The 12,625-nt window shown below is 48.2% G+C and carries 7 protein-coding genes; 2 read left to right on the top strand and 5 right to left on the bottom strand.

All coding sequences use genetic code 11. The features are described 5' to 3' along the window. Window positions 1–8: 8 nt before the first annotated feature. From Pla110_RS11945 to Pla110_RS11955, 3 genes are all read right to left on the bottom strand, one after another. Entirely contained in the window at window positions 9–1,205 is a 1,197-nt protein-coding gene (locus Pla110_RS11945; protein WP_144995985.1) for a hypothetical protein, read from the bottom strand. A gap of 852 nt (window positions 1,206–2,057) precedes the next feature. Next, window positions 2,058–3,380, bottom strand: a complete 1,323-nt coding sequence (locus Pla110_RS11950) for a hypothetical protein (protein ID WP_144995986.1) — start codon at window positions 3,378–3,380, stop codon at window positions 2,058–2,060. Window positions 3,381–3,424: 44 nt separating this feature from the next. Continuing rightward, window positions 3,425–6,790: a CHAT domain-containing protein gene (locus Pla110_RS11955; RefSeq protein WP_144995987.1), complete on the bottom strand. Its 3,366-nt coding sequence runs from the start codon at window positions 6,788–6,790 to the stop codon at window positions 3,425–3,427. Between the two features lie 189 nt (window positions 6,791–6,979). On the opposite strand from Pla110_RS11955, the gene Pla110_RS11960 reads away from it, so the two are divergent. Further along, window positions 6,980–7,957 carry an ArdC family protein gene (locus tag Pla110_RS11960; RefSeq protein WP_144995988.1) on the top strand — a complete coding sequence of 326 codons (978 nt, stop codon included), beginning with the start codon at window positions 6,980–6,982 and terminating at the stop codon, window positions 7,955–7,957. On the opposite strand, the gene Pla110_RS11965 is transcribed toward Pla110_RS11960, so the two are convergent. Together Pla110_RS11965 and Pla110_RS11970 are read right to left on the bottom strand one after the other, a co-directional pair. After that, window positions 7,927–8,943, bottom strand: coding sequence for a toprim domain-containing protein (locus Pla110_RS11965; protein ID WP_197440155.1), 1,017 nt, complete (start codon window positions 8,941–8,943; stop codon window positions 7,927–7,929). The two genes, Pla110_RS11960 and Pla110_RS11965, sit on opposite strands and share 31 nt — an antisense overlap. Before the next feature lie 41 nt (window positions 8,944–8,984). After that, on the bottom strand, window positions 8,985–9,527 hold the full coding sequence (locus Pla110_RS11970) for a hypothetical protein (protein WP_144995990.1): 543 nt from the start codon (window positions 9,525–9,527) through the stop codon (window positions 8,985–8,987). 851 nt (window positions 9,528–10,378) lie between these two features. On the opposite strand from Pla110_RS11970, the gene repC reads away from it, so the two are divergent. Continuing rightward, on the top strand, window positions 10,379–11,665 hold the full coding sequence (repC, locus tag Pla110_RS11975; protein WP_197440156.1) for a plasmid replication protein RepC: 1,287 nt from the start codon (window positions 10,379–10,381) through the stop codon (window positions 11,663–11,665). Window positions 11,666–12,625 lie beyond the last annotated feature (960 nt).

Below are 12,625 nucleotides of genomic sequence, written 5' to 3' on the forward strand. Positions count from 1 at the left end.
CGAAGCTGTTATTCAGGCTGTTTCAGTTCCTCAAAAGCTTGTTGGGCCAGGGTGGCCTCTACGTCAGCGAGGGCTTTGCTGCGAGCAGCGTCTCGTGATTGCGACTGGACTTTCTCGTACTTCTTAAGTGATCGCCAATGAGCGAGAACGCGGCTCTCATACTCCTGGGTTACAGTCTCTGTCCGTTTAGAAAGCTCCAGTGCGTTCGACTGCTGCAGAATGAATTTGCCCAACGGTTTGTCAATAACATTCAGCTCTGCGGCCATAAGTTCCAAAGCGGGGTTCTTTTTCTTCCGCATCGGGAACGCCAGCTTGCCTATCCAGACGGCTAGCTCTTTCGCTCCCATCGCTGCACAGATGAGCGTCCCCGCCGAGATTGGTACGATCAACATTGGCCAGCCGAACCGAGCTCCTTCCTCGACATGAGTGCTTCCCAAGGCGAATCCAATCACGGTTACTCCAATCACCGAGAGTTTGGCTCCGGTGCGACTGACGAGGCGTACGGCCCAGTGGACATCGAATTTTTCTGCATACATCCAGAAGCTGAGGGCAAAGAAGGAACCGAAGCTAATTGCAAACACCAGGCCCCGAGCCCCCCACTCCGATTGTGCGAAGCCCCAGTCAGACTGGAGGGCTACCTCTTTTTCGAAAATAAATTCGAACCCGAGCAGAATGCTGGCGACCGAAAGGGCAGCCAGAACGCCGACTAAGATGAAGGAGCGATTTCTGGTAAACAGGACCGGTCCCCCTAAATTGAACTCATCGAGTTTGACCGGAACCGTGATCTCATCGGGCTCGTTCTCCAGTTTGCTGTTCAGTCGAGATCGCCGTGTTTGCAGTCGCTGCTTTTGCAGGGAGATTTCTTCGATAGCTCCTTTAGCCAGAGATCGCCAACGTGAGAGCTTCGGGTCACTCATGGCAGAAGAAGTCGCCCAATTGGAGACTTCTTGTTCGTTGGCGAAGCCAGAGAGGCTCTCGGCGGTAGGGGTTGGAAAATGAGGAGGATCTTCGGATAAAGCAGACGTTAGTTTGTCGAAATCAATCGACTCGATTTCTGGGGATGGTCCAGTGGGGCTTAACGGAGCGGCTGGTGACCCTTCTTTGATCAAACGGTTTTCTTGATCAGATTTCTTTTGACGCATGGCCGGTTCGTCAGGGGCCGAACTTGCCCAAGGATTTGAATTCAGAAAGTGGTTTTCAGACACGTTAATAATCCTGATAAGTGGAGACAGGGTTAGAACAGAGAATCTCGAATAGGAAGTATCGAGTCCCCCACAAAAAGCTGTTTTCTTAGCACGTATTGACATAGCCTCTCCGTGATACTGAAAAGGCTTTGACGGATCTGCGAGTTGAAATTGGTCGTTTATTCAAGATCTTCTGGCGATGAAGTCATTTCTCGTTCATACCAAAACCCAATAACCCGAATGAGAGAATCGATGTGTTTACCGTCACTCACCATCGAGCTCTTTTCATCGGAAGACGATGTTGCTTCAACATTTATGATAAATTTTCTGGACTCCATACCCTGAAAGCAGTCGTGGTTATCTGGGTTTGACATGAATTCCCCTCTATCCAAGACTGATGAGTATTTCCGGGATCAATAAATAGGTTTTAGACCAGACTCCCCCATTCTAAAAGTATTTACTTGTACTCACAAGTAAATACTTGTTTTGGTTTAAAAAAAACTGGACTTATTTGAGATTGGACATCTAAAGCATGACTTAGCTCAATACCATCAAGTCTTTCAGCTTCTTAAAAACAGTGACACTTACGATCGCTCTGTGAAGGGAGACGTTCCCTAAAGCTTCTCTGGCCTCCAATCAAAATGCAGGAATACAACGGCGAAGTATGGCGGCGACTGCAATGCCTTTGCAGATAGATAAAAGCAGAGTGAGTGTAGGTCGGAAGTTAGAAGGCTCTGATACAGGAGGAAGCAATGAGTAAGTGATATGGTGACGATTAAAGACGTCACCTACTTGTTGATACCTCCGGCAAAATACTCAAGTACATCCAGACTCTGTCATCAGAAGTTACCAAACATGAATGAGCAAACTGATTCACTCAAACCTCAGTTCTGGTAGTCGATTACTTGATTTGAATTGCCCCCCCGAGGAACGATACACCCGAAAGCTGAGACCACTAGTCGTAGACGGATTTGTTCTGAATGCCTGTAAGCTACAGGCCACTTCCTCTTTATTATCCTTGCAAATCAGCTTCACTTTCAAGTATTTTTTGATGGTCTTAACCGCATCGGCAAGGATGACTTTTTGGGAGTCGTCAAACTCATTCCCTCTGTGGTCTAGCAACCACCGATTAATTTCTTCTTTCTTAATCTGATCTTCCTTCAGACCGAAGACTTTTGCAGCCCTAATCAGTCGTGATCTCGCCGCAACGTCTTCGATTTCATCGATATATTCAGCTACTTCCTCAGCCCTTTTGGCAACGGCGTTCAAAAGTTCTTTTATGCTCACGTCCGCTAGGACTGATTTCTTTTCTGACAATCCTTGACGTCTTAACCTCTCAGGTAAAATTACATCATCTTTATCAGCATGCCTGAAATCGGTGAACGTGTCAATTTTCTCACTCCATAAATCGATTCCATAGCAGCGATGGAGGTACTTGAAGACACCGACAATCTCTTTCTTTTGATCGTCCGTCAATTTCTGGCTTTTAAGACCATTAAGATAGGCATTGATCGCCTCGTTGGAGAATATGGCATTGGGTGAACCAAACACGACAGCATGGTAACTTCGATCACGGATGATCTTAACGGCTGCACGTAAATCAGCTTCTGACATCCGCGTCAATACGGTCATCCGCTCCTCGTCACTCAGACGGCAAAGCTGCTCAACGAGTACCTCAAGAGCCCTGTTTCGACCTACGCGATCCCACTGTGCATTCGGCGGAGCAGTCACCGCAATCACGAAATGAGTAACCTGACGAACAGCCTCTCTCTCAGCCCTCAACAATTTGATCGGCTTGGCAGGGTCACTCTTATCAACAGCAATACTCCCCCTTCTCGTCTTATTTAACCTGGGGTTAACTGAGTGACTTATTTCTTTCGGTGCATGCTTCAGAACGGCAGCGTAGAATGCTTTGATCCGGGTAGACAGTTCCTGCTCACCATCTTCTGTGGCCACATCGACGGCTTCCACGGCGTGAGCAGCTTCGATAATTGAATCAATAGGACGTTGGCCTACTTCCCCCTCCCACAACTCATCGCAGGTTTTAGGCGACCATCCGGGCTGCTCGCCCGTGCCATCGACCCCTGAAAGCCACTTTTCAACAATGCTTAGACCCACTTCATCGGTATTAAACAACCTGTCAGACAGTTTATTCGCTTCATCAGCGGAAGGGCGTTTGGATTCAAAATCACTCATAACATGTACCTAGTCAACTGCTCAGATAAAATCTGACTCTTAGTTCATTGTGAAACACCGGATGTGAAGAATGCTGCCCAGAATACAGGCGATTGGAAAGGGGGAGTTTCAGAATCTCGCCAATGCTTCAAGACGCTCTCGCAGTCCGCTCGAAGACTGTGGTCGGATATTCCAGTAAACATTCCCATCTTTTCAACATAGTCCGCAGTTGCGGGGCCATCTTCAAGGCACTCCGCCAGATCATCTGGGACACCACGCATCCATCTTTGAGTCTGATCCAAAGCACGAGCAGGACTCAAACCACTGAGTAAGCGTTCATAGAATCGAGTAACTAAAATTGCGGTGGCTAAATCATCCACCTGCCACATGGCAAACACTCCGACTTTCATTCCGGCAACTAAGAAGGCAGTGGGAAATCCAAAGTGTTCATCAACTTCATCTGGCTGAACAATACCACCTTCACAGCACGCCAACACGACCAATGTCGCATTTCGGAATTTGATGGTCTCCAGAACATCCTGAACGGAGAAAGTGACCTTTACGTTACCATTTTCCCAAAAGACTAAGCTGGAGTTTAAAGGATCGTCTTGATCATAATAACCATGTCCCGAATGGTGGAAAATATCTATCTCAGCGGATGCCGCTCTAAGCTGGTGTACGACTTCGGGGGTAGAATCAAGATATTTTGCATTTGTACCAAAAGCAACGGTCAGCATCTTCTCCTCAATTTCAAGGAATTCAAGATCAGCCGTTCTTCGCACGGAGAGCATCCGTTCCATAGGTCCACGTGATCGTTTAAGGCACTGGCTTAGCACCGAGAAGCTAGGGACATAGTGGATCGAAAACTCATCGCAGAGAAACTTGTACGGCTGTCGCCCCGGACAGATGTGGAAGGGAAATGAGTGCAATTCTCGATGAGGGACGATGATCAACGATTGGATGGAGTTCGGTAGCTTAGGGTAAACCGAGTCAAACAGCAGGTTGCCGAGACGGTCCAGAAGAGGCCGCATTAGTCGACCCCAGCGCATTGAGTTAAGCTTTCCACCTGAATCACATGAGTTTTGGTAGGCCGCCGCCCACTCACGGAGAATTGATTGCGTTTCTTCACGAGTTGTTTGAGGATATTCGATCAGTTCGACCGTTGCGTGGGTCACCACCACACAAACCGCTACTCGATCAGCCATATGAAAATAGAGGAAAGCCGTTTGTTCATCGGGTAGCATCTCTCGGATTTCACTCAATTCGAGCGGAGTAAATACATTCAATACTTCAAAAGCAGGAATTTGCTCTTCGATTCTTTTTTGAATTGCTTTCAGATCGTTTTCATATTGATGTCGCTGTTGATGTAGTTCTGGTTTTTCAAGAATCAAGAAGTCAGCGGTCACCTTGGACATCTCCTCGATTTTTAAGTCAGTACTTTCCAGGAAGTGATCCGTATAGAAAAGTCGATTATTCATTGCCGAGATATTGGCTTGGGTATCCCGAAGTTGAGCCAAAAGCTTGCCGTCAACTACTCCTTCCAGTTGGCAATAATCGTTTGCAAGGACACTTGATAACGAACGCATACGGCTCATTTCGGAAAATTTCAATACTTCGTTTGCGATGTCCTCCTTTGATCGACCACGGTCCAAACGTATAAGCAGGACTTGAATGAGACCATCGAACACATCCGACAGGCTGTATTCTAAACCCTGTAAACCAGAAGGACTCTTAGTACCTACCCGAATCTCCTCTGATACCTCAATGGCCATGCGCAGGGCCGCTTCTGCAATATCCAGTTGTTCTGCCGTGCTTGCTGCAGACAATGTGGGAATCAGCCGTCGAGCAAAGATTTCACTCGCTTTCATTCGCAGTGAAGGTGAGTGGCTTATCCCTTGTCTAAACATATCTCTGCAGATTATCCATGCCGTTTCGGCATGCTGTCTGGCAGCTTCAGAATCATCTAGTTTAGCGAGAGTTTCCGAATAATTGAGATACAATGATGCAAGTAAATGGTGTTTCTTATGACTTTCAGTCCGATCATCATCCTGAATTGTTGCGATGGCACTCTCGAAAACATCTTTTGATTCTGTCATGCGATGGCAGTGATTTAATGCAGATGCATATAACTCCATCGCCAATACAAGTTTTTCACTTCCTTTCTTTAAGCGGGTTTCAAACTCTTTCTCTCGAATTCTGACTGCACTGGCAGACGAAGACAGGGCTTCCCCGGGGAGGTCGATTTGAATCAACGCCATAGCATGATTATTATAAAGCCCGGCGAGAAGATCGCAGTAATTTATGGGATCGCGAGCATAAAGCGGTTTAACAATTTCAATTGCCTCCTCGGCAGTATGAATCGCCAATCTTGGCTGGCCCATATCAAAGAGAAATCCTGTGTAATTGCGAAGTGAGCTCGCGTACTCCACTTGGTACCCTCCTTTGGTATCTTCAACAAGCTGTCGTAGCATTCGAACGGCAAACACATGATAAGCGTCTGCTTTTTCTGCATCACCATTTTTCGAGAGAAGAATTGCGTAGGCTTGCATAGTTCGTGATCGCTGTAAAACATCCTCTGGTAAATCCTTGTCTACAAAGGTCTTCCACCCTAAATTTGCGAGCAATAGCAGCTGACGAGCTTCCTCATAATTATTATTTCTTTCGTATTCAATCGACGCCTTATCGGTTAATTCAGATAAAAACGGCCGAGCAATTCCCGCTAACACTTCCAATGTGCCCGCGTTAATAACGGGTGTGTGGGGCGAACTTTTTAACAAATCCTCATGAAGTTCGATGAGCCTAGCCACTGCACTCGGAAGGTCGCCATGAACACCACAATGAGTCACCTCAACCAATGAAGCAAATGTGGACAAGTGCTTATCGCCCAGGCGTTCTGCCGCAATAATTACAAACCTAGCAGCCTTGAGAACTCGATCTTGATGAGATTTCGCTGAACGCCTAACGAAGTCAATATTAAGACTTCGTTCTATTATACTGGCGTTTGGAAGGACTTTGAGCGTGTCAAGTTGCTCTGAAGTCCAACGCTTTTCAAACAGTAGCCATGTCGGGGTCGAAACCACACTGTGATAACTGATGTACAAGCACAACCAAATTCGTTGCCAAATCGAAATAACTGAAGCACTTCGGAATACTTCCTGAAGTCCTTCCTCGGCCTGGTTCTCAAGAGGGTGCGGGATAATTGAAAGCCGAAGCAGTGCGGGCCAATCCTGAGCTTTGATGAAGTTACTGATTTCCTCGGCCTGAGGTTCATTTTCGTCTTTCGAATTGGCCTGTTTTGCCATTGGTGTCCACCTTGCAAAATACAAGTGTTTAATGCGATTGAAGGTCACGTATGCCCCAAAAGAGGTTGGGCTAGAACGGAATGAACCGTTTGTAAAGCCTTCAGCTGTATACGCAGGATTTTGACTCATCGCGAATGTCTGATGACGGCAAAATATGAACAAGAAAGTATAGTGTAAATGCTCACTGATTTGGTCATTCCACTCAGAAAATGCTGATTGACTTTATTCACGGGCTGTGTCCCTACTGTTGTTGTAAACAAACAAGGGACAGCCGATGCATAAAAGAAAAGTGACCAATCGCCTGAAGTTTGGGTGATCATGGTTAAGCAGAAATCAGCCAAGCCTGCCCGACGGGATATCTATCAGGAGATCACTGATCAAATCCTTGCCCTACTGGACCGAGGCACGGTTCCCTGGCAGAATCCCATTCGGCGGGGAACGGGGAATGGATGGCCCAAGAATCTAACCAATAACAAACAGTACCGAGGCATCAACGTATTTTTGCTGGCAATGCAGGCTTGGGACCAAGGGTTTGGTTCAGACTACTGGCTCACCTTCCGACAAGCTAAAGCCAAAGGGGGCTCGGTTCGTAAAGGAGAGCAGTCTTCTCTGGTTACGTTTTGGAAACTGGTTCAGAGTAAAGAGAAAGAAACCAACGAGAAAATTACCTTGCCCGTGCTACGTCATTACAATGTTTTCAACGTTGAACAGTGTGAGGGAATTAAACCACCGGATGAGCCAGAGAGTTCTGCAGAAGCAAACATTTTTACACCGATTGAACAAGCGGAACAGCTTGTCTCGGGTTATGCTGATGGACCTGAAATCTCCACAGGCAGTTCCAAAGCCTGCTATCACCCCGCTTCGGACAGAGTGAGCATCCCTTCGCCCGAACGGTTCACGGAAGCGGAAGAGTATTATTCCACCCTCTTCCATGAATTGGTCCATTCAACAGGCCATTTCAAGCGACTGGCACGCGGGTTTAATCAAGGCCAGTCAGTCTCGTTTGGCTCTCCCGACTATTCCAAGGAAGAGTTGGTAGCCGAGATGGGAGCCGCTTTCCTCAACGCGACTGCAGGAATCTCCGTGCCAACGATTGAACAATCTGCGGCTTATATCGACAACTGGAAAAAGAACATTAAGGGAGACAAACGCTTGGTTGTCTCTGCAGCCGGTGCGGCTCAGAGAGGAGTGGACTGGATACTGGGCGAGCGGCCCACTACCGCTTCGGAACAGGCAATCGTACCTGCTGCTGACATCCCTCCTCCCTATAGCCCCAACGACGGACCGGTGGTTTGAATTCGCCCAGCTTTCAAGGCGTCTTGAACGAGTACCTGATTCCAATCGGAGCCTCGTGCTGGAGGACGAACGTCTTTGAATTCTAAATCACGACGTCCCGTCTTAGAAACAATTACCTGCAGTCGCTCCGTGAGCTCATCCCCTCCTGGATCATTATCAAAGGCGGCGATTATGTGGGAGTTCTCTGTCATCCGTTCTATGGCCATTCGGAGTAGTTTCGGTTGTTCTGGATTCATTTTCCCACTAATCGAAGCGACTCGGGTTCCTTCTGTTCCCTGCAGGGCTAAATAGGAAAGAGCGTCTAGCCCACTTTCGGCCACCGCCAGGGTATGATCACCTTTAAGTGCCGTCGACATCCAGAGGGCCTTACGGCCCCCTTTACTAAACATGTTCACATTGGGTCCCTTGATTTCATACCCGACTAAACAGCGTTCACTCTTCTCTTTTCCCGCTTCGTAGCCCCAATGGGGAAAAGCAATCGATCCTCCTTTAGGGGAATGGCGTATCTGGTCCCGCAGTCGTGGGCTTTGGAGCAACTCAAAAGGAATTCCTCGCTCATGACACAAATAGGAGTGTGGTTGGGCGATAGGATCAAACTTGGAGTACCGGGCGGCCACTGCAATCAAATCGGTTTCACTGGGACGAATCTCTGCCGCGTACTTACCAGTATAAGATTGCTGGATCGTAGTGAGGTAGCTTTGGTTCAGGAAAGGACGGAGCAATTGCCGCACACGGCCCAGAGAACAACCTGGCTCAATCACGGTCTGAATGAAGTCAATCGCCGTTCCGCTTCCCAGATTATGCACGCTACAGAAGATATAGTGATCTCCATTCTGGGAAATGATGATTTTGTCCGCACCGTTTGCCATCAGCACCGAATGTCGTGTGGACTTCTTACGGTTGATTTCATACCCGTAAGAACTGGCGATGATGCTTAAGTTCACGCGTTTGAACTCCTCCAGTTCCGAGCGGCGATCATAGTTCATGTTTGGTCCCTCCTCCGGGTTCTGCTGATGGCCTCGGGAATTTAGCCAAAGAGCCGCTTCCATACCGACTTTTGTCGCTCATTGTGCAACGCCCGTTTGAGTTGATTGAGTTCTTTGTTGTGGTGAGTCTGTATTTCCTCGATTTGAGCTTGGGTCTGCTTTGCGATTTTCTGGCTCATGGTTTCGAGTGACGTTTGCCAGTCGGACGTCTCTCCCGTGCGTTGTTCGAGCAGTAGGGTCACTCGGTTTTGTCCCTCCTGGGCTTTGTCGAGTGCTTGCTGCAGATGTTCGATCTGCGAAACATACTGCCGGGTCAGTTGTTCTTGCATTTTCTTGATCGTGGCCAGGCTATCGTCGGTGACGTCGTTTGGTTTCGGAGTGGCGGGAGCCCCTTTCCGCTCTTCGCGGTCGAAATTACACGCATCGCCATAAGCACGGATTAACTCGGAGGCTTCAATAACCTTGTTTCCATCATGATCAAGTGCAAAAGACAGTTTGCCAGCCGACATGTGCCGGGAGACGGTGGCTCGACTCTTGCCAATAATGCGACTGGCGGCAGAGATGGAATATTTGGTGTTTGTCACGTCGACCGTTCATGTTCAGTTAAACCAGAGTCCACCCTACTACGAAAACATTGTTCATCGCAAACACTTTGTGAGCGACGTCTCTGTGTAGTTGCTGTTTCTTTCGGACAGGGTTGGGCATGCCCATGTGTGTTCCCTGTCAGTCCTATGGGAACTCCCTACTCCCGGTCATGGGACACGTTCACTGTCCATGTCGCACCAAGTGCACCTCGGTGTGAATGGCTGTCTTCCCTACTCCCGCTTGATTTGCAGAAGATGATACAGGCCGTGCACAGCCCACTGTCCGCTGTCCATGTTGCAACATGGACACCACCCAGGGTGAACTTGTTCAGCGCTACGGGCACGGCTATCTCAGGGGACAGGGTGAACATGTCCGCGTTCGCCGTGCAACGTACAGGGTCGACATGGACGTGTCACTGAGAGTTAAGCAGGGAAGAGGGTGGTTTTGTCTGAGAGCGTGCAGGAGGGCCAGTGAACTGTTCACTGCACGATGTCGCAGCATGCACACCCATTATTTTATCGAAAGATGTGCAAAAGTCGTGTACAGTGATTTCACCGTGGGCCGAATCGTGGCCTGCTAATCTTATCAAGCAGACGATTCCAGGCTTGCTCAATTCAACACTAAACTTAAGGAGGAGCTGCCCGAAAGAAGCTGACAAGAAAAAAGCCGCCTTGGTAATAAGGCGGCTTTGTGTAGATTTGAGCCAGGCTCGGTGATTGTGCAATTTCACTCTAGCGCTGTTCAAACCGAATTGCAAACATTAATGAGTTTGCAACAGGTTTCTGCACACTTTTTTTCGCCGCACGTTCCGTGCAGCCAGAGGTTATGGAAGGGTCGCCAGTTCAATGTTATGCAACATATTTCTACACAAACGATTCCATTTACTTTAAGTCAAGGAGGAGGACGCATTGCTTCGGACCGCTATCGGCACTCACTCGCACAGTGCGACCACTTCAGAGGATTAGCAGAGGGAACCAGTCGTTACGATCTCTTGCTGCTGGTTAAGAAAGTCGGCAAGCTTGCCGGTTTCTCGCCACGCATGATCCAGCTACTCGATTATTACATGGCCTACACCCGTGAAATCGACTGGGAGGAGGGGAGTCGTCCGATTGTTTATCAATCCTTATCCCGTACCGCGCTCGACATGGGTGTATCGGAACGCCAGATTCAGAAACTGGAGCAGCAATTATTTACGGTGGGAGCCATCACCTGGAATGACAGTGGCAATCATCGACGATTTGGGCAACGTGATCGGACCACAGGCCGGATCGTTTACGCCTATGGGATCGATTTGACTCCTCTCGCCTTCCTTCGTGAAGAACTGGAACAGAAGCTCCACGAAAAACAATTGCGTGACCAAGCCTGGCTTGAAACAAAACGTCAAATCTCGGCGTGCCGTCGACAGATTCGGAGTTTGTTAGCGGAATGGAGTTTGGAGGAGGGGGCTTCCGAGCATGAACTTCACGCCTTCAATGCACGCTACGAGACCATTGCCGTTCAACTTCGCACGTATTTGGATTTGGAAACGCTGCGGTCGCTGTTATTGCGGCATCAATCATTGCACGAAGAGATCATGACTGCGATGGGAGTAGGGGCTGAAGATACAAACCCTGCTCAGGAGACGTCAGCGGAGAAAATAGCGTCTAAAGGTTCATCCCAGAACGTCAGTAAGTTCGCTCACTACAATTACTCCACTCAGTTAATAAATAACTGTAGTCCTGAAGACCTTGGCTTTCAGAAAAGCGAGGGGGAACCCTCGTCACCTCAAGATATCATTTCAGCGACAGGTTTGCAGCATATCAGTTTGAGCCAGGTGCTCGGGACTGCGAGTGATCGGTTCAAGGCCTACTTACCGTTGAAAGCAGGGGCGATGGATTGGCAGGATGTGACGGAAGCCGCTTATCGAGTTCGCGAAGACCTCTCGATTAGCCAGCAGAGTTGGGGAGAGGCGTGTGAACTACTGGGCCGGACGGGAGCTGCTCTCTGCGTTTTGCTAACGGATCAAGCGAATAAGCGAAGTGTGAATCCGGTTACCAAACCAGCAGGGTATTTTAGAAGTCTGATCAACAAAGGCCGAGCCGGGGAGTTGCGACTGCACAATTCCATCTTTGGACTGCTGGAGCAGCATGAGCGATAGGAATCAAGATATCTAATGATAAATCATTTCGACTCAATCAGAGAGAGTATTTTCCTGCTTTACGCTCACTTTCGTTGTTTTCAATATGGTTGCACAGTTCGTGGTAATCTGCTGCACTTGAAGTACTTTATGAAACACAATCGCCAACCGAGTGGGGACAAGCAGAAGGGAAAGGAGTTCAAGAAGATCGCTCAGGACTTGCAGACATTGGTGGAAGGACGCCCGCTCGAAATTCCATCAAAGCGGCACCAGAATTCATTGAGGAAGACGACTCCGCTCTTTTCAACATCCCCTCAAGGATTCCGAGAATGAACACACCCGGGCACTTGTAAAGCTCGATGACCAGTTCATCACCGGCGTGGCCGAGATGTCGCAGGCAGCGGCGAAACATGTCCGTCCGCGACCGTCTATGACCCAGGAAGCCATGATTAACTACCGTTGCTGAGATTTACCCACTAGTGCTAAGGGATTGCCACGGGGGCATTTAGTGTAAGGCTATCCTGATGCGGATGGCAAAATCCTCACCTGGTTCGGACGTAACTTCCATTACGAAGAGCAGTACAAAAAAGGTATCGGTTTGGTGACAGCAAACGAGGACTTCAGAAATCCAAATTCGTGAAAGACTTTCATCGGGGACAAAAACTGTATGGCTTGCCGCAGTTTCAGAAGCTGGCGACTCCGAAATTGCTACTTAGCAGTCGACAGCCTGAATCAATAATCACCTAATATAAGTGAGATTGAAACATGGGCAGTACTCTTTAGCGAAATAAAATAAATGGTTTTAGATAAATAAGTCTGTATAAAATGCTGTGTAATTTATATATTTAAGTGTAATATTCTGTCGCACAACAAAACCACTTCTGATCTTGTTTCAAAAACGTCTTTTACGGTTCATGCGTTGTTGCGATTTTCATTTTTTCACATCTGTGCGATATTGCTCTAAGTAAAGAACTGCTTCGA

The sequence above is a fragment of the Polystyrenella longa genome (assembly GCF_007750395.1).
GTDB lineage: Bacteria > Planctomycetota > Planctomycetia > Planctomycetales > Planctomycetaceae > Polystyrenella > Polystyrenella longa.

Excerpts from the sequence above, each read along its gene's own strand:
- Pla110_RS11950 (WP_144995986.1), bottom strand. The coding sequence starts at position 3,380 with ATGAGTGATTTTGAATCCAAACGCCCTTCCGCTGATGAAGCGAATAAA.
- Pla110_RS11955 (WP_144995987.1), bottom strand. The coding sequence starts at position 6,790 with ATGAGTCAAAATCCTGCGTATACAGCTGAAGGCTTTACAAACGGTTCA.
- Pla110_RS11960 (WP_144995988.1), top strand. The coding sequence starts at position 6,980 with ATGGTTAAGCAGAAATCAGCCAAGCCTGCCCGACGGGATATCTATCAG.
- Pla110_RS11965 (WP_197440155.1), bottom strand. The coding sequence starts at position 8,943 with ATGAACTATGATCGCCGCTCGGAACTGGAGGAGTTCAAACGCGTGAAC.
- repC (WP_197440156.1), top strand. The coding sequence starts at position 10,379 with ATGCAACATATTTCTACACAAACGATTCCATTTACTTTAAGTCAAGGA.